This is a genomic window from Shewanella sp. Choline-02u-19 (assembly GCF_002836205.1).
Classification (GTDB): Bacteria; Pseudomonadota; Gammaproteobacteria; order Enterobacterales; family Shewanellaceae; genus Shewanella.
Genome location: NZ_PJBE01000012.1, coordinates 95898 through 114956, shown reverse-complemented (window position 1 = coordinate 114956; position 19059 = coordinate 95898). Strand labels below are relative to the sequence as shown.

The 19059-nt window shown below is 44.8% G+C and carries 17 protein-coding genes; 6 read left to right on the top strand and 11 right to left on the bottom strand.

Going from position 1 to position 19059, the window contains the following annotated elements; all coding sequences use genetic code 11:
• Nucleotides 1–150: 150 nt before the first annotated feature.
• Complete coding sequence (locus CXF83_RS02560) at nt 151–1083, top strand: YeiH family protein (protein ID WP_101090066.1); 933 nt, start codon at nt 151–153, stop codon at nt 1081–1083.
• Nucleotides 1084–1100: 17 nt separating this feature from the next.
• Here CXF83_RS02560 and CXF83_RS22670 read toward each other — a convergent pair whose 3' ends face one another.
• From CXF83_RS22670 to CXF83_RS02520, 9 genes are all read right to left on the bottom strand, one after another.
• On the bottom strand, nt 1101–1250 hold the full coding sequence (locus CXF83_RS22670; protein WP_180961128.1) for a hypothetical protein: 150 nt from the start codon (nt 1248–1250) through the stop codon (nt 1101–1103).
• A gap of 117 nt (nt 1251–1367) precedes the next feature.
• Complete coding sequence (locus CXF83_RS02555) at nt 1368–2084, bottom strand: DJ-1/PfpI family protein (protein ID WP_232775014.1); 717 nt, start codon at nt 2082–2084, stop codon at nt 1368–1370.
• 182 nt (nt 2085–2266) lie between these two features.
• The gene (locus CXF83_RS02550; protein ID WP_101090067.1) at nt 2267–3463 is read right to left on the bottom strand and encodes an HD-GYP domain-containing protein; all 1197 of its coding nucleotides are present in this window, start codon (nt 3461–3463) and stop codon (nt 2267–2269) included.
• A 259-nt stretch (nt 3464–3722) separates the two neighbouring features.
• Nucleotides 3723–3947 carry a hypothetical protein gene (locus CXF83_RS02545; protein WP_101090068.1) on the bottom strand — a complete coding sequence of 75 codons (225 nt, stop codon included), beginning with the start codon at nt 3945–3947 and terminating at the stop codon, nt 3723–3725.
• A gap of 8 nt (nt 3948–3955) precedes the next feature.
• Nucleotides 3956–4711 (bottom strand): DNA-binding protein, encoded by a 756-nt coding sequence (locus CXF83_RS02540; protein ID WP_101090069.1) that lies wholly within the window; start codon nt 4709–4711, stop codon nt 3956–3958.
• A gap of 40 nt (nt 4712–4751) precedes the next feature.
• Entirely contained in the window at nt 4752–5297 is a 546-nt protein-coding gene (locus tag CXF83_RS02535) for a core component of ECF transporter (RefSeq protein ID WP_101090070.1), read from the bottom strand.
• Nucleotides 5294–5980, bottom strand: a complete 687-nt coding sequence (locus tag CXF83_RS02530) for an energy-coupling factor transporter transmembrane component T (RefSeq protein WP_101090071.1) — start codon at nt 5978–5980, stop codon at nt 5294–5296. Before CXF83_RS02530 ends, CXF83_RS02535 begins: the two co-directional genes overlap by 4 nt.
• Nucleotides 5970–7343 carry an ATP-binding cassette domain-containing protein gene (locus tag CXF83_RS02525; protein WP_101090072.1) on the bottom strand — a complete coding sequence of 458 codons (1374 nt, stop codon included), beginning with the start codon at nt 7341–7343 and terminating at the stop codon, nt 5970–5972. The genes CXF83_RS02530 and CXF83_RS02525 overlap by 11 nt, the downstream gene beginning before the upstream one ends.
• A 17-nt stretch (nt 7344–7360) precedes the next feature.
• A complete protein-coding gene (locus CXF83_RS02520; protein WP_101090073.1) occupies nt 7361–9406 on the bottom strand; it encodes a TonB-dependent receptor plug domain-containing protein in 2046 nt (681 codons plus the stop codon).
• 430 nt (nt 9407–9836) lie between these two features.
• On the opposite strand from CXF83_RS02520, the gene CXF83_RS02515 reads away from it, so the two are divergent.
• Together CXF83_RS02515 and CXF83_RS02510 are read left to right on the top strand one after the other, a co-directional pair.
• A complete protein-coding gene (locus CXF83_RS02515) occupies nt 9837–11195 on the top strand; it encodes an isochorismate synthase (RefSeq protein WP_101090074.1) in 1359 nt (452 codons plus the stop codon).
• A gap of 220 nt (nt 11196–11415) precedes the next feature.
• Complete coding sequence (locus CXF83_RS02510; protein ID WP_101090075.1) at nt 11416–12075, top strand: 7-cyano-7-deazaguanine/7-aminomethyl-7-deazaguanine transporter; 660 nt, start codon at nt 11416–11418, stop codon at nt 12073–12075.
• Between the two features lie 866 nt (nt 12076–12941).
• Here the strand turns inward: CXF83_RS02510 and CXF83_RS02505 are convergent.
• Both CXF83_RS02505 and CXF83_RS02500 read right to left on the bottom strand, forming a co-directional pair.
• Nucleotides 12942–15077, bottom strand: a complete 2136-nt coding sequence (locus tag CXF83_RS02505; protein ID WP_101090076.1) for a sensor histidine kinase — start codon at nt 15075–15077, stop codon at nt 12942–12944.
• Between the two features lie 22 nt (nt 15078–15099).
• A complete protein-coding gene (locus CXF83_RS02500; protein WP_101090077.1) occupies nt 15100–16482 on the bottom strand; it encodes a sigma-54-dependent transcriptional regulator in 1383 nt (460 codons plus the stop codon).
• A 279-nt stretch (nt 16483–16761) separates the two neighbouring features.
• On the opposite strand from CXF83_RS02500, the gene CXF83_RS02495 reads away from it, so the two are divergent.
• From CXF83_RS02495 to CXF83_RS02485, 3 genes are read left to right on the top strand one after another with little or no spacing between them, the layout of a single operon-like run.
• Nucleotides 16762–17574, top strand: a complete 813-nt coding sequence (locus CXF83_RS02495; RefSeq protein ID WP_101090078.1) for a substrate-binding domain-containing protein — start codon at nt 16762–16764, stop codon at nt 17572–17574.
• On the top strand, nt 17571–18278 hold the full coding sequence (locus CXF83_RS02490) for an ABC transporter permease (protein WP_101090079.1): 708 nt from the start codon (nt 17571–17573) through the stop codon (nt 18276–18278). The genes CXF83_RS02495 and CXF83_RS02490 overlap by 4 nt, the downstream gene beginning before the upstream one ends.
• The gene (locus tag CXF83_RS02485) at nt 18278–19006 is read left to right on the top strand and encodes an ABC transporter ATP-binding protein (RefSeq protein ID WP_198553515.1); all 729 of its coding nucleotides are present in this window, start codon (nt 18278–18280) and stop codon (nt 19004–19006) included. Before CXF83_RS02490 ends, CXF83_RS02485 begins: the two co-directional genes overlap by 1 nt.
• Nucleotides 19007–19059 lie beyond the last annotated feature (53 nt).

Here is a 19059-nt window from a genome sequence, read left to right as displayed (position 1 = left end):
TGACAACAGCTTCGGATTTTTTATGTCCCCAACACACTTACATTCAACGTTGCTAAACTGACAATAAGCAGTATTTAATTTATCAAAATCAAAATAAGCGTTATACTCGGCGGCTAAATTGCAACCGACACTTAACGTAAGTTCTGTTTAATGACCATTTTGAACCAGCCTCGAACACAACTCACCCTGTTTACCCTAGCTGGCTTACTTTGTTTGCTGCCGATGATCTCCTCTCCTGTTGCACTTATTCTAGGCTTTACCCTTGCTAGCATTGGCTGGGCGCCTGAGCAACTCATTCTCGCTAAATTGACCAAAAAACTATTAGCATTTTCAATTGTCGGCCTCGGCTTTGGCATTCAGCTCGACACTGCCATTTCGGTCAGTTTAGACAACCTTCCCTTAATTGTAGGGTCGATTATTTTCACCTTAGTTTTAGGTGTTGTACTCACTCGGCTGCTTAAATTTGATAGAAAGACAGGCTATTTGATCGCCTCAGGCACGGCAATTTGTGGTGGTAGTGCGATAGCCGCAGTTGCACCCGCCATTAAAGCAAGCAACGAACAGGCGGCGATTGCGCTGGCTACCGTGTTTATTCTTAACTCTGTTGCGCTATTTTTATTTCCTGCCATTGGCCATGCATTATCGATGACGCAACATGAGTTTGGCGTATGGAGTGCAATAGCGATACACGATACATCTTCAGTGGTTGGGGCGGCATCCGCCTATGGTAATGAAGCACTCACGACGGCGACAACCATTAAGCTTGCTAGGGCTTTATGGATCGTTCCTATCGCATTACTGAGTGCCATGTTCTTTAGTGGCGATAAGAAAAAAATTACCATTCCCTACTTTATTGGTTTTTACTGTTTAACCATCTCAATTGCTTATTGGATCCCCCAGGGAGAGGCTTTTTATGAGGTCGCGTTTGAGGCGTCGAAACGCTTATTGGTGGTGTGCTTATTTTTAATTGGTGCAGGGATTACAATCAAGAAGATGAAAGCCACAGGCCCGAAACCACTGGTGCTGGGTTCACTGCTATGGCTGGCGATTGGTACGAGTTCGTTAGGATATATTCTCTATTGAAGCGAGTGCTGATTATATTAGTTTGGCATACTATTTTGGTTGCGAAATACAATCCAAAGTAGACCACTAAAAGCACCGAGATCAATAAGTGCCCGCGTCAACCCTGACGTCATGAGTGAAGCACTGATTAATAGCAGACAACACAGTAAGATTAACCCTTTATTCATGCGAACTCCCCCAATTTGCGTTCTGAACCAATCGCAATTATTGAGGACGTTCGCAATTCCTGCCAATATCCTTTATTACTATTTAATAGCTTTTTCAGCTAAGGCTATATCATTTATTTATAAAGTAACGGCGTAAGGATCATTCTTACTGTCATCAACCCAATGGTACTCGGTTAGCGTTTCAATACGTCTAGCCTCTGCTTCACCATGTAATTGCTTTACCCAATACAGAGCGGCATCAGTACCTGCGGAGACGCCTGACGAGGTTAAAAACTTCCCGTCATCGACCCAACGCGCCTGAGACTGCCAATGCACTTTAGCGCCCAATGAGGTCACCCACTTAAAGGCCATTTTGTTAGTGGTCGCCTTAACGCCATCTAAACTTGATGTTTTTGCCAACAATGCCGAACCCGTACAAACCGAAAATACTTTTTTACTGTTGGCAAGCTGCGCCGTGAGCCATTGGATCATACGCTCGTCGTCAACTAATTTTCGCGTACCTAGTCCGCCAGGGATTAATAACAAGTCACATTCATAAGTGCTATCTATTAAAGCATCAGCCACCACCCTTGGCCCTTGATAACTTCTAACCAACTCAGTCGGCCCCACCAGCTTTATCTCTACATTTGGCATATGGCCAAGCATTTCGATGGGGCCATGTAGGTCTAGTGTTTCATAATCGTCAAATACTAAAGCTAATACGCGATAGCGTTTTTTTTGAAATAGCCTTGTTGTCGTGCCTGCTGCCGCTGGAAAAGCGAATAAACTCGACGCAACGACCACCGAACTCATCTTTAGAAATTGTCTACGTTTAAGCATCTGTTCATCATCCACTGCTATCCATTCTTTTGGTTAGAATGCCGGCTTATGACTTAATTCAATGATAGTTAAGTAAAGAGTGGCTTAAATAACAAATAGCAGAGGTAGATCAAAAAAGCCGAAAGCTAAGTAAAGCTCTGGTCACAAAAAAGCGCCATGAATGGCGCTTTTTTAGCTCTTTAAAAATAAGTCATCGTTTAATAGAAAGGCGTTGGATCTATCTCTAAGCTACTTGGCGAGATCCCTTTCTCAATATTGAGATCGGATTTAAGCAAATCAACCATCGTCACCCCAGTGTAGTACTTATGTTTATTTGAATAAAAGCACTTCACCTTTGGATGCAGTGCATCGCGGTTTTTAGCTTCCCATACAATACCAACTCGGCCATCAGATAACTCCACTAATGAGCCTACGGGGTAAACACCAACACAACGAATAAAATCATACACCAGAGCTTGATCTAAATGGAATGGCGTTAAACTCAGTAGAATTTTAAACGCAGCAGCCGGACTCATCGCCTCTTTATAGCAGCGAGCTGCGGTTAACGCATCGAAGATATCGACGATACAGCTCATACGGCCATGAATCGGGATCTCATCGCCCTTTAGCCCGCGCGGATAACCCTTACCATCGAGCTTTTCGTGGTGCATCAAGCTGATGTCTTTACTCACCTGCGAAAGGCCAGCGGTGTTATCCATGATCTCGACCGCAAACGTTTGATGTAATTTGACGTGCTCAAACTCTTCGGCGGTTAACTTACCAGGCTTGTTGAGAATAGCGCTATCGACTTTGATTTTACCGATATCATGCAAAATGCCACCCACCGCCAATTTACGTAGCATATCAGTATCAAATTTCAGATAACGGCCAAACGTTACCAGCAAAAATGCCACATTGATGGAATGTTCTAGCAGGTAAGCGTCTTTTGAACGAAGGGCTGATACGCATTTTAAAGCATCAGCATCGAGCAATACCGATTCAATCATATTATCGGCCAGCACTTCAAAAGGCCCAACCTCTACCGCTTTGCCCTCAAAGGTTTCAGACAGCACTTTTTGGATAAGATCTTTTGCCTCAACCATTAACTCTTTTGCTTTATTTTGAGTGGTAGCTCGGTCTTTTATGACCCTTTTAGCCACAGGTTTGACCACGGAAGTCGACTTTAAATTTGGCCGATTCAAACCACAATCAACTGACGAACGCTCAGCATTAACCCACACATGGGTAATCCCGCTGCGCAGCAATTTGGTAATCGCTTCTTTGCTGCGGATTTGACCTGCGTTAGCAATACTCACGTGTCCTTTGGCGCTGTCGATAGATTCGACAAACATACCTACGCCTAATTTTGCGACAGGTACTTTAATTAGATTTTTTGATTCAATTGAATCACCCATTATCTCTTCGTCCCCGGATGACAAAATGTTCAAAGCACTCGAGTGTAAAAGCGCTTCCTCTACTGACTGTTGGCTGAATGTTGCTGAAGTTACATTCAGCTTCTAATTATTATTTTGGGTAGAGGCGCACATTCTATTCTGAGTGCTAACAAAGCACCACAGTTAAAGCCAACTAAAACACTCGGGTAATACGGGGGGAAGTCAAAAATAGCTATTAATTAGTTAGATACGCTATATATCACACTGAAATTAGTACATGTCACTCCTTAACAGCATAATCTTTTTTATAACAATCGAACCCATTTGGACGCCAGCGACGATAAAGGCAGTTGTAGCACGAACGTAAATGGTCATCGATCTGCTCATCTTCATCGTCTTCCAAAAACAGACTACATTGTTGTGCAGCCTCACGGGAGGCTAAATATGCTTCACTATCAAAGTTAAATCGCCACACGCCATCAATATAGGTAAACCACTTGTCCATACTCGCCTCTAATATGCTTTAAGAGTTTGTTTAGATGCATTCACCCAACCATTCTCATGCTGGCTAACGAGCAAGGCAAACATATGCTGGCGATAAACGGCTTTAACCTTGCCATTCAGTAATACACGCTCATCAATGGCTAAGATATCGCCATTGTCACTTAATACCGCTTGCAGCGAACTCATTGATAAAATATCTGCAACACTGAACTCGGACGCCACTCCAGCAGCATAATTACCAAGATCTAGTTGCCCTTTTACTCGTCCATCTTGACCACTTAAGCGCAAGCCTAATCCCGCTAATGCCCCTATAACGCCCTGACCTGTCCCACCATGTTCCGTTAAATCGATGCCTAGCTCAGCCGCTAGTTCATACGCTTGTTGTTTAGTTTTAACCGCCACTTTCGCTGACTGACCAAAAGCAATCAGAGCGTTGATGTCATACATTGAGGTCATATCCAAAATCGCAAGACCCGGATCTGCCGCCGCGGCTGATTCACTCAATAAATGGGTTACACATATTTGTTTAATTGTTTCAACACTAAGGTGGGTTTCAACGCGAAAGCACATAGCACTGTTGTGTGATGTGTAGGGGATATCTGGATGCACAAATAATTGATGTCGAGTCACCCAGCATTTGTCACTGCTTGCCTTTGTTTGCAAATGCGCTTGTGCCAACAGGTTTGCGATCTCTTCCGCTATCTCTCCCGTACCTTTGGTTGCTATATCGTCTGTATCATCGATGCAGATTAGCCAACTTTTCATTTATGCTCCTAAGCTGTAATCATGTTTAAATGGCGGTTTGTTACTTGTATTGTTTGTGGTGATCTTGCAATAAGTCATGCGATTGCAAGCGCCGAAGTACCGTGGGAACGATGAGTGCGGCGCCAATGGCGAACACCCCGCCTTGTAGAAAATTAAGTGCAAACTTGGTTAACGCAATCTGGTGTGTCATGCCTGCCAGCATATTCTCAACCCAGCCTTTGCTTGCCCAAGCAAGACACCCGATTAACGCCACTATCACGCATTGCCAGCGCAGTTTAAACATGCCTGCAATCATCAATAATGTAAGATCCATTGCCACTGCGGGCAGGCCAAACTTAAGTAAAATGAGTGGGCCGCCTTTGCCAATACTGAGCATCATGGCAACGATGCCAGCCAGTAATCCGCAAGCGGTGATACAACCGACTCTGCCGACAGCGCCATAACAAAGTAGGTAAAAAAAGGTCATCAAAAACATCGAGTGACCACTTAGCCCTAACTTGAGTCGTAACATGCTTTTTAAGACCACCAATAAGGTGGCGCAAAATCCGATAAACAGCGCGTCTTCTAATTCGAAATGCGATTTCATTCTGAGTCTCTTGTTGATGGCCAATGGGTGCCTTTAGCAGCGTTGCCAAAATGGCGCAGCTTTGCCGAGATTGCCATCTGCTTGGAAAGTTTTAATAACTGGATCAGCAGCGGCAGTAGCACGCAATAAATAAACTCCGGCCAGTTCTTAGGATTACGCAGCGCTTTAGGGGTGATCCTTGCACCACGCATACATTGGATCTGATAGATCTCTTTTAGCTCTCGTGACATAAAAGGCAATAAGCTGAGTGACGCTGCAACGACAAATGCCCATTGGTGTGGTAAACCCCAACTTAAAACTTCTCCAAGCCGCTCAGGAGGTTGAGTGCTTGAAAGCCACCAGCCGGGTAACATTGCCAATAACACCCGCAGCACTACAAAAGCGCCTTCAAGTAACTGGCTCTCTCCATGAAACATGTAGTAAAGTCCCATAGTCGTGACCAACTGCACTGCCGCTATTCGCAGTAACCCGCTGATCTTTTTCTTAAGCAGCAGTCCATGAACGACCAAGCCCCCATTAAGGGCCACCAATATCCACAGTGCACTGCTTGGCAGCAGAAATGCTGAGGTCGAAAGTAATAAGCTCAACAGTAATGCCAGTGCACAATAGTGGGTTTCGTTCAGCCGCCCCAAAAAGCGACGGCGCCTACCCATCGCTAACCTTCTTAGGGGGTTAACCCGCATAGGACTGCTCCATCGAATCCGACCTGTCTAACAAAAAACCTGACTCGATGTGCCAGACTCTATCCACATCATCCAATGACATTTCTCGATGACTCGACAATAAGATGGCACAGCCCTGTTGTCGCAATTGCAGCAACAGTTGCCACACTTTCTCGCAATGTACGTTATCAAGCCCTGCAAAAGGATCATCAAGCAGCAACACTTTAGGCGTTAAACATGCAAGCGAAGCTAGGGCAATGATATGTTGTTGTCCGTAGCTCAGTTTATGGGGCGATGCCGCAGCTAAACCCATTAAAGAGAGCTGCGCTAACATCTGTTCTGCACGAGTAAGTGGAAGCTTGAATCGACGTAAACTAAATTGCATTTCGGTCAACACCGTCTGTTCAAACAGCTGTCGATTCGGTCTTTGTAACAACAAGGATAGGTTAGGCCCGTATATGCCCAGCTGAGGGCGTTTGCCAAGTACCGAGAACGGCAGTTGACCGATATCCGCTTGGATCCCTGCAAGCGCTTTTAATAAGCTACTTTTACCGCTGCCGTTATCCCCCACCAATGCCACGATTTCGCCCGCAGCAAGGCTTAACGTATTAGCGCAACGGAACAAGGTTTCGCGGCCAGTAAATTGAAAACGATGCGGTGAAATACGCACTCTTTCTTCTGCGCTGTTCTCACTTGTCGTCACTTTTGCTGCTGCCGCATTGAGTTTGTGTTCGCGCGGCACCGACGGTAAATATAAACCCGCCACCAATTTACCCTGTTCTAACTGCCATAGATGGGAAACTAACGAGCCAAAAGCTTGGGCATGATGTTCTACCATCACAATAGCTACCCCCTCACTCAATAGATTTTTAAGCACAAAATACAGCTCTTGCACCCCATGGTTATCTAACTGAGTCCAAGGCTCGTCAAGTAACAGTAAGTTTGGCTCAAATACTAACTGCGCGGCCAACATCAAACGGTATTTTTGCCCAAGGGACAACACATCGACAGGCGTGTCGATACTGACATATAGCCCCACGCGCCTGAGTGCTTGTTGTACTTTATCTAACATTTTTACCGATGGCGTGCCGAGGTTTTCCAGAGCAAAGGCGATTTCCGCACCTACACTCTGGCGTAACACCTGCACATTAGGGTCTTGCATCACTAACCCCACCATTAGCGCTGGGTGTCGAATCATCTCTCCTTCAAAGGGTCTCGATAACTCACCAGCAATGAGATGCAGTAAGCTAGACTTACCGCAACCCGTTGCGCCACTAATACAATGGCATTCTCCGTGATTTACTGACAAATGAAGATCATCCAAGATCGCCACTTGGTGGGTGTCATAGCCAAAATGGATCCCTTTCAGCTCGATTAAATTCATCTATTTGCTCCCGTTACCTAGATCTGCCAATTAATGCCGATAAACACTTGGCGACCGGCCTGCGGTAAAGATTCACTTTGGTAGTAGTTCTCGTCGAGTAGATTGGTGGCTCTTAGGTAAAGCTCCAGTTTGTCATCCAACAAAGGCTGAACAAGGTTGATATCAACCAAGGTGTAATCACCTAGAGACTGCTCAACCAAGATTTTCTGACCAGCCACTTTTTGTTGTGAGTAGTAGATTTGGTCCATGATCCGCTCGGCATTAAGATTTATCCGCATCGCAAAAGGCAATTGGTATTGCGCTTGGAAACGCAGCTTGTGCCGCGGTCGATACTCCAGAGTCTGCATCGAAGCAACTGCCGATTTGTCTTCTGTATCTAAAAAGCTATAAGCAAAAGTGATAGAGAGATCATCAACGCTATTATTCTTTAGCTCCAGATCGACCCCTTTAAAGTTATAATCGCCCATGTTTTGATAAACACTGCTTAAATCTTTGGCAATATAGTCTTCAGTATCGGTGTAAAAGCCTGCAATATTGAGCTCTGTTGAGTACCCAAGATCTTGCAGTAGCCCCAACTCTAGGTGCTTTGACACTTCGGCTTCGAGATCGGCATTACCTGATGATTGTGCATACAGGTTGCGCATAGACGGGAAGCGTACTTTGCGGGCGATACCCATATTGATACGAGTATGCTCTAGCGCCTGCCAATAGCCTGATAATTGTCCTGAAAAATCTGTTTCAACTTCTGAGACACGGTCTTGGTCGTGAAATGCACCGCCCAATGTGACGCCGTAATTATCACCTTGGTATTGATACTCTAGCGCTGTGGTGTATAGCCAAGCTTCATCATCGAAATTATCACTACCGCCACCGCTCCCGCCTCCATTTCCACCGCCGTTACCGCCGCCATTGCCACCGCCACCACCATTTCCGCCACTCCTTGTGGCTTTATCCGTTTTGCTACTCTTGATCGCACTCGATTCCCAGCTCTGCTTCTCAGCAATGAATGCTGTGGTTAAAATACCCGCTTCATCAAAATTCGAAATAAACTGCAGATTAGCCCCTTGGACTGTAGATCGGCCATCTTGCTGAGCTTTGACTGCTTGATAGCTATCATCTTTGTATTGGGTTTCTAATACGTCACTCTGATTGTGATAAGCAAAGCCACGCAATGTGAACATTGAATTGAATTTATGTGCTAGACCTAGTTGGAATGTCTTAGCTTGGTAGTCATCAACTCTTTCGAATTTTACACTGCCAGTGCCGGTACCATCTCGACTGGGCTTACCCCACTCACCTTGACGAAAACTCATATTCGCCATGAACTGGGTATTATCATTGAGCAAATAGCTCGCTTGAGCATAAAGATTATCTAAGGTTTTATCGGCATTCTCACGTAAATCACCTTGCTGATACTCGGTATCGTCATAATCACTCGACATAGACCAACCATCAGTTTGCTGTCGACTGTAGTTGATTAATCCTTGCCAGTTGTCACCGCTGCCTGCAGCGCTGATATCACCGTTGAACGTGTTGTCTTGGGCCGCTTCTAAGCGTCCTGATAAACGAGGAGCATCTCCACCTTGTTTGGTAATGATATTAATCACACCGCCCGCGCCACCAGGGCCATAAAGTACTGATGTTGGCCCAACAGACACCTCTACAGAGCTAATCTGACTTGCTGGAATTAAACTAGGATCAAACTGACCATCTTCAGCGCCATTGGCTGGCACACCATTAATCAGGTAGATAACATGCCGTGCTTTAAAGCCGCGCACATCAACACGAGGAGTGCCCTGTCCGCCAACGCGAACATATAACCCTGGTACATTTTTTAGCAACTGATCTAAACTCTGAGCGCCAGTTGCCTTGATGTCATCTTCATTAAGACTCCAATGAGTTGTTGCCGATTCTGTTACCGCTGCTTTCTCTCCATGAACCACAATCACTTCGGTCACATTCAGAATAGGGTCCCGTTCCATCTCATCTGCTTGCACTTGGTAGCTAAAGCTCAGTGCTAGCGCAATAGAAGATAGTTTCAGGGCTTTATTTTTGTTTCTCATTGGTTTTCATTATCCTAACGACATTAATGGCAGCCATTGTCAGAAAGAGAGCCTGCGTGCACAAGTAACAGATAGGGGAATAACAACCTAGATCGACTAATTTGAACAAATAGAAGAGAAGGCTAATACCACCTGTGACATTTTGACCACACATAATGATAGGGCAGACAAAAAGGCGCAGTGAATCCCATAAAAGAAACAAACTAGGATCTCTAACACACCACCCAAGATAAATACGGAGTGCAAAACTAAAGCATGATGATTAAATAGTCAGTGATAGCTCACAGCAGTAGAGCAACCGACTTGACACTCTTCCCACTGGATATTACTTTGTGTAAAGATTCTTATTACCAATTTGAAACTGGGTTAATTAATAAGTAGAGGTCAGCACCTCTAAACAACCCACACGAAATGCTATTTGGAGTATTTATTGGCCGCCCCTTTGCTGTCTCATGCTATTAAGTCTTTAACAGACAAGCTTTCATCTTTTATTCTTCAACCACACAGCGACCCCATTATTCAGCTGTCGGTGACGATTTCGGCGATCCCTGTTATTGCTTGGCTCGCAGCGCAATCGACTTATCCTAGAGTCTATTGGAAAGGGCGTGACACCGAAGAGGAAGTCGCCGCCATTGGCTGCTGTAAAGATTTCTTTTTTGGTGATGATGTTGATGACCTGGAAATGTCAGCGGAATACCAAAAGCAACGCGCCCTCACCAATAATCAAGACATACGTTATTACGGTGGCGTTGCTTTTGATCGCAAAAATGAGAGCTGGCCAGAATTTGGCAAGGCACGTTTCATCTTGCCACGCATTGAATTACGCCGCAGCGGAAATGAATATAAGCTACTGATTAACCTTAGCTTTACCGATAGTAGCCTCGAAGAAGAGATTGCGATTGCACTGCAAGCGATTGCAGCGCTTGATAACCCAAAACCGCTAACACCCCCCAATAAAGTGGCGTTAATGAGTCGCAGCGATAAACCTGATCGCTATCGCTGGAATGAGCTCGTTAATCAGGTTACTCATCCAAAATTTATTAAAGACACTCCAAAAGTCGTGCTATCTCGTCAAACTCAACTTGAGATTAATGAATCAGTCGACCCTTGGATGCTACTTGCCTGCTGGCAGGGAAGAAATCCAAATAGTTTTCAATTTGGTTTTCAATTTACCCCTGAAAGTGCTTTTATTTCTTGTACACCTGAACGTCTATATCGACGCAGACAACGAGAGCTGTTTACCGAAGCGCTTGCTGGCACAACGGTGAGAGGGATCAATCAAGAGCAAGACAAGGCACTGGCACAGGAGTTGTTGGACGATACCAAGAACAGTCATGAGAACCAGTTGGTTAGACAGCAAATTGTAGATGTACTCAGTCCACTAAGCCATTACGTTGGCGCAGAAGAGTTTCCAACCATATTTAAGCTAAGCCATATCCAGCATCTACACCGCTCAATTAGAGCTGAGTTAAAAGCGGGAGTTAATGACTTTCAACTGATCCAAGCGCTACACCCCACCCCTGCTGTTGGTGGCCTCCCTAAAGAACCGGCAATGAACTTTATTCGCCAACAAGAAGGCTATGCTAGAGGCTGGTATGCTGGCGCGTGTGGTTACTTCAATAAGCATGAAAGTGAGTTTGCCGTCGCCATTCGCAGTGCACTTATCGAACCAGGGCGTATTAACCTATTTGCGGGTGCAGGTATTGTTTCAGGATCTGAGCCGGATAAAGAGTGGACTGAGCTTGAAAACAAGTTAGCCACTATTCTGTCGATATTGACCGAGTTATAACACCACAGCCAAACCAAAAGTAGTGACTGAACAACGAATGTGGCAGGAAATTAGCCGCCACATTACTTTTCTGCTTGCTCTGTAAAAATTCTGCTCTATAATTTGCCGCCCCATATTATGGGTTCGCACTATTTTTACTAACCAAAAATTGTAAAATTATAGCGGTTATCGCTATTGCGGGTTCCCTCACCCCGCCCGATTTATTAAAAAAGGCCACAAGATGTTGATGTTATCTCCAACGCAGGTTCGCCGCGCGTTACTGCTTTTAGCAGGCTTTCACATAGTGATTATTTGTACCAGTAATTACTTGGTGCAATTACCCTTTCAGATCTTCGAACTGCATACCACATGGGGCGCTTTTAGCTTTCCATTTGTTTATCTTGCGACCGATCTTACCGTCAGAATTTTTGGTCAGCAGGCCGCCAGAAAGATTATTTTTCTAGCCATGCTCCCCGCACTCGTCATCTCTTACTTAATGGGTGTGGTGTTCCATCAAGGCAGCTTTCAAGGTGCAGCAGCCCTACTAGAATTCAACAGCTTTGTATTTCGTATCGCCTTTGCAAGCTTTGCAGCCTATTTTATAGGTCAGCTTATGGATATCTTTGTATTTGCCAAGTTAAGACAAACGAAGTCTTGGTGGGTTGCCCCAGCGGCCTCAACCATCATAGGCAACCTTGTTGATACGATCGTCTTTTTCTCTCTGGCTTTTTACGCCTCAACAGATAGTTTTATGGCTGCTAATTGGCCTGAGATTGCCAGTGTTGATTATGGTTTCAAGCTCATCGTTAGCCTGGGTCTATTTTTACCGGTTTACGGTCTGCTATTAAAAGTACTGCAAGAGAAAATTTTGCAGGAGACCGGTCGTAAAACCCTGCTATAGCGCCACTCTCGGCTCAGCAGCCTGACTATAATTTAGCCTTTATATTCACCTTCACCTCATTTTTTGAGAGATATTATCGGTGAACAGGCTAAATGAATGAGTGTGGAAAACATGCTCGCTCGATGGCGAAGTCACCGACTTAGAATTGACGAATAAATTGCAGATGTATTTTACAGCTGACTGGGCGGAATGTTTCTAGAAGATCTCGGATAACGGTATTGAGTAAAATAAAACTCACTTGCAAAAACGACTCGGAGATAAAAATTAATAATAAAACTTGCAAACACAAATGAGAATCATTACTATTAATGTGCGTTCCAAAACTCAAGTTAATCTATAAAGTTCTCATCATCTTTATACTGCAACGAGTTTTCTATTAGTTTTTAGCACGACATTGCTCACACACTCTTAAGTGGCCGGGAATTATTCCCCGGCTTTTTTTTGCCTTAAATTCTTATGCGTTAATATATCTACCACCACAAAGTAATTTAAGGCATTGTTAAATATGGATATAAATAGACTGCAGTAAGCTTATCTCAATTAATTAACCGCAGAGTAGAAATAAAGCTTGCAGACCCAAGTGATAATGATTATTATTTAGATGCGTTCCAAGAACTCATCAAGCTGTAAGGAATCTCATCTCCTTTAAGCCCGAGTTTGCAAAGCACGACATTGCTCACACACTCTTTTGTGGCCGGGATTTTTATCCCGGCTTTTTTTTGTCTAAAATTTCAATCTTGCTATGTGAATAACGACTCGCCCTCCAGCCCGACCGGGCCGAAACTGCACCACATTGCTCACACACTTTTTATTAGCCAGGATTTTTATCCCGACTTTTCATTATTTAAATGCTGGCACTGAGCGGATTATTGCTCGAACTCGGGGCGATGGCCGTGTAATTGTAAGCCTTCGTAGGGGGTATTTGTCTGTTCTTCTACGGCGGTATGATACAAACCAATAGTGAACAAACTGCCTTTACCTACCGTTGAACTCACTTCAATAGTGCCACCAATACGCTTAATAATACCGTAGCTTAATGATAGTCCTAGACCAGTACCATCTTTACGCGTGGTGTAGAAAGGGTCAAAAATGCGATTAAGTTCCTCTTCGGGAATACCTTTACCCTCATCTTCAATCTCTATTTTAACTCCAACAAGCTCACCACGTTGTACCCAGTCGTATGTACGGATCCATATCTGACCCTTATCATCAATTGCATGGGCGGCGTTGACCACAATATTAATCAATACCTGCAATAATTGTGGGCGGTTAACTTGAACAGGGTAACTCGCATTAAGCTCCTGCCTTAGAGTTACTTTTTGCGTTTGTATTGAGTGACGTACCAGAACTAACATCTCTTCAATAATCGGTGTAATTTGATGCATTTCCAGCGGGGCGTTGAACTCTCCGGGGCGGCTGTACTGCAACAAACTACGAATAATGGTACTGATACGTCCTACTTGCTGAATCACCAACTCGATCTCTTCTTCGACGGCTTCAGCCTTATCACCTAATTCGTATTTTAACAGTTCCATGTTGCCGAGGATCACGGCGGTAGGGTTATTAATTTCGTGGGCGATGCCCGCAGTCAACTCACCTAACGCGGTTAATTTTTCATTGATCACCAGCTGTTGACGGGTTTCATTAAGCAAGGCAACGTTCGCTTGCAGCTCTTCCGTTTTTTCCTGCAGGCTGCGAGTGCGCTCTTCAACTTTGACTTCCAGTTGCTCTGCAGCGGCTTGGATCTGAGTATTGCGACGTTGTAACAGATCCAGCATACGGTCGAACTGTTCAGCAAGATTCGACAGCTCATTGCCACTATCTAGGCCCAATGAACCAATACGTAAGTCACGCCCAGATTGCACCGCTTTTACAACATGATGGATGCGCTCAATGGGTTGCAATAAACTGTAGGCTCCGCGATAAACCAACCAGCCAGAAACCAATAACACCAACATTAAAATAGTACCGAGTTCGATAATATTGAGTAAATAGTTATGGATAAAGGGAGATTCAGAGAATCCGGTATAGATCATACCGATACGTTTACCTTGCACGTCCTTTAAAGGGGCATAAGCCGAGATAAACCAGTCATTAAATACAAAGGCGCGATCAACCCATAACAGGCCTTGATTTAAGACTTTTTCACGTACCTCTGATGACACTAAACTGCCGAGTGCTCTGCCACGTTCCTCATCTCCTTTGGGAAAAAAGTGCAACGGGACGTTGGTGCTAATACGGATATTATCGAGAAAGATGGTCACTGTGCCGATGGAGCGATCGGGCAATGTTCCCTTGTCATAAACGAGATCACGAATATGGTCGACAATACGACTATCTCGATTTAATAAAATACCACCATCTAAGTACCAAGCCACATTGCCTGATGCGTCCGGGAGAGGCAGCAATGAACGACTTAATAAACCGCGCTTCTCTTCCGTCTTGACTGGCTCCATCGCTCTTTGCGTTTTCATCACCGTCACTTTGGCTTGTTCCGCCAGAACAGGATCAATACGAGAAAGGCGACTGGGTGATAACACCATTAACCCAGAAAATGGTTCGTGACCCTCAATATGAGGTAACATTTGGCGTATGTCAGGGTCTGCCGCCGCTTCAGCGACAGTGATCAAACGTAAGAAGTCTAAATCGATATCAACTTTAGCCAAAGTGAGTTGCTGTCTCAGCTCTTCTCTAGTCAATTTCCCATTGAAATTTAGCTTTCTGAAGTCATTTTGAAATGCCCAGGATTCCATTACCAGTTCAAGTTGCTTCTCTTGAATGGTTTGCACTGAAATAAGGGTATTGTTAGCCACCGTTAAATCAGCTTTTACTTTCATAAAGAGCTGCTTTCCTGTGTAGCTTATATTCCAATAGATGGTAATAAACACTAGGCTAACCAGTGTTAACAAAATCGGTAGCAGGGTCAGAATAAGAATGCGATAGCGCACCTTTGCCTGCATCTGCTGCCAGCTAACACCGAATATATTGGAAAAAAATGACACCTAAACTCTCCTGACTAACGCGTTATTCTTCAATGTTCTTTTCGCCGCCAAACCACTCTTTGTACTTGCGGTCTAGCGTTTTACGCGACACGCCAAGATCTCTGGCTGCCGCTGATTTATTACCACCGTGTATATCCACAACTCGAGTCACGTGGTCACGCTCAACATCCTTCAAGGCCCATTGCAGCGGATAGCCTGATTCGACAACCATCTCAGCCTTAGGCTGAGCTTTCCAGTACTCGGCAGGTGGTTTGCCGAGTAATATACAGCGTTCAATCATATTACGCAGCTCGCGGATATTACCAGGCCATTCGTGTTGTTGTAGTTTAAGCAAATCTTCATGACTCCAAACCACCTCTTTAACCCCAAGTTCCGCGGCCAATTGGCAGGTAAAGTGATGTGTCAGCTCAACGATATCTTCCGGTCTATCTCGTAGTGGCGGAATGACTATATCGAGGACATTTAAGCGATAGTAAAGATCACGTCTAAAATTACCCGCCTCGACCTCTTCAGATAACTTACGATTAGTCGCCGCAAGCACTCGGACATCAATATTGATCTCTTTCTCACTGCCCACGGGTCTTATGGTTTTCTGCTCTAATACGCGCAGTAAAGCAGTTTGCATTTTTAACGGCATCTCACCGATTTCATCAAGGAAAAGAGTGCCACCCGAAGCAAAGCTAAACAGTCCTTCACGGTTCCCCTTTGCCCCCGTAAATGCGCCTGCAGAATGACCAAATAGTTCACTCTCAAGCAGCTCTGGCGCTATCGCACCACAATTGACCGGGACAAATGGCCCTTGGCGTCCGCTTAATATGTGTAATTGTCTAGCCACCAGCTCTTTGCCGGTTCCCGACTCCCCTTCGATTAACACTACGGCATTCGTCGGTGCGACGCGCGCAATGACATCTTTGACCTCAGTCATGGCATCGCTTTGGCCAATAATGGTGGACGACTGATTGAATGAGACTTCACGGCGCAGCATTAAATTTTCACGCTTCAATAAGCGTCGCTCAATACAGCGGTCAACCGCTTTCATCATTTGCTCGAGATGGAAGGGTTTCATAATAAAGTCTGACGCGCCAGCACGAAGCGCTTTGATGGCTACGTCCATATCGGCATAACCCGTCATAAAGATGATGTCAGAACGTCTCTCTTGATCATTGAGCGCTTCATGCCATTCAATACCTGATCGGCCAGGTAAGCGAATATCGACAATCAGCAGATCAAAATGACAACGCGAGCGCAGTTGTTCTGCATCCTCAACACTGGAAGCGGTTTCTACCAATGCAAATTTCTTGGCGAGTGCCTTTTTCAAAAAACTGCGCATACCAGGCTCATCGTCAACAATTAGTACCGATACAGCGGAAGGAAGTGGCTTCATATCATTTACTCTCTGGTTCATCTTGTCTTAAACAGGACATTTTGACTCATAATGAATAAAGTCTAACACCTAAGTGGTAAAAATAGGTCACTATGAACCACGGTTTAGTGATGTTGGGACATATTGTCTGAATGATTTTGGATAAGCATGGGAGCAAGCTCACACTTAAACGACTGATGTGATACAAAATCATCAAATTTAAAAATGGCATTAAACTTGCTCTTAAACAGACAAGTGATTTCACTTCCCAGCGGTGACTCAGGTATAGAGTGACCCATATATATTTGCCAAGGAGTAAAAATGTTAAACCTTAAACGCGTTATTGGTCTTGCTGTGACTGCCGCATTATTTGTTGGAATGCCAGTTCAAGCCAATGAAGTTATTAAGCTAGCAACCACAACCAGTACTGAAAACTCAGGTTTGTTAAACAACCTTTTACCGACTTTCGAAGCCGAAAGCGGTTATAAAGTACAGGTAATTGCAACCGGAACTGGTAAAGCCCTTAAGCTTGCTCGCCAAGGTGATGTTGATGTTGTAATGACACACGCCCCCGCTGCAGAAGCCAAGTTCGTTTCTGAAGGTTATGGCAGACTTCCACGCGGGATAATGGAAAATGATTTTGTTATCCTAGGCCCAAAAAACGATCCCGCTAACATCCGTTCTAGCAAGTCAGCAGAAGCGGCATTTGCCAAGATAGCTAAATCAGATACACCGTTCATTTCACGTGGTGACAACTCTGGCACTAATATGAAAGAACTTATTCTTTGGGGCAAAGCCAATGTTAAGCCAGAATTTGCAGGCTATACTTCTGTAGGCCAAGGCATGGGTAAAACACTATTAATGGCAAACGAATTACAAGGTTATACTTTATCTGACCGTGGTACTTTCGTGGCATATTCGGGTAAAATAGGCCTAGCAGTAGACTTTGATGGTGGTGAAGCTCTGGCGAATCCATACCAAATCATGTTGATTAATGCAGACAAGTACCCTGACTTAAATCATAAAGGGGCTAAAGCATTAAGCGACTGGCTGATCGGCGCTGAAGCGCAAACGATGATCAATAACTATAAAGTTAAAGGTGAGCAATTGTTCAAGGCAACATATAGCGAATGAATGAAGGCTGGTTAGCCCTAACACAGCAGGCGTTAAGCCTGCTGTTTTCATTGGATCCAGAAGTCTGGTCCATTATATCGGTATCTTTTTCAGTATCATTGGCAGCATTAGTAATTACTTTGCTGCCTTCAATGGTGCTCGGCTTCATATTGGCCTTTTCTCGCTTCCGTGGTCGCTGGCTCGTCACTAACTTGATTCAAACCCTGCAATCTATTCCCACCGTTGTCATCGGATTATTGGTCTATCTTTTGTTAACCAGAATGGGGCCGCTTGGCGATCTGAAATGGCTTTTCACCCAACAAGGCATGATTTTAGGGCAGATGATGATTTGCGCACCCGTAATTGTCGCCATGAGCCAAGCCGCTTTCACCAGTGTTGACCGCCGTGCTTGGGAAACCTCTCGAACATTAGGCGCGCCTTGGTACAGCGCCATTTGGACCGTCTGCAGAGAGCTTAAAGTACCACTATTATTAACTATAATCGCCGCATTTAGCCGCATCCTGACCGAGGTAGGCTGCTCGATGATGGTCGGTGGTAATATTGCTGGCGTCACTCGAAATATTCCAACCGCTATCGCCTTAGAAACCAGCAAGGGCGACTTTGCTCAAGCGATAGCGCTTGGGCTGGTACTGTTAGTATTAGCACTAGTGCTAAACTTTGCCCTAGGTACCCTAAGAGGCAAGGCCGAGCCGAGGAGTCATTAATTAGCATGGCAAAAATTATTGCACAAGATCTTGAGATGCGTTTCGATGATAAGCATCTGTTTAGCGCTCAAGAGCTTATTTTTCCGCAGAAGCAAGTGATCCACCTACAGGGTGATAATGGCAGCGGGAAAACCACATTAATGAAATTACTTGCAGGACTGATTAAACCCAGTCGAGGCCAAGTGCAGGCCGTCGGTTATTCACTGGCGCCATGGTGGCGTAGTAATGCTATTGTTGGTAAAGCGCTATATCTGCATCAGCACCCCTACCTTTTTGATGGGAGTGTGCTTTATAACCTGACTTATCCTTTAGCATTCTCAAGCGAAGATAAGGCAAAGCTGAGTGCACGCACTGAACAAGCAATTGAAATGGCCCAGTTAAGCCATCTATTAAGGCAATCTGCCTCTAGTTTATCTGGCGGTGAACGACAGCGGCTTGCGATAGCGCGAGCCTGGATTGTCGAACCCAAGCTGTTGATGCTCGATGAGCCAACGTCAAATATGGATAAGCATTCTCAACGACTTGTGTTGCAGATGGTCTCAGATCTAAAACAGCAAGGCACAGGAATGATTATTAGTAGCCATCAATCATGTATGCTGACGCAAATCTGCGATCATGCGTGGCTAATCGACAATAACAAAATTAGCACCAATGACATGGTGCATGCAGCAGCACCGACTTTAGCAGTCCATATCAATCCCAACATGTTAAACAGTATGGTCAAATAGCCTTGCTAAAATTGCTACCGCGCCAGCATTAAGTTATGGAGCGACGGAGTATG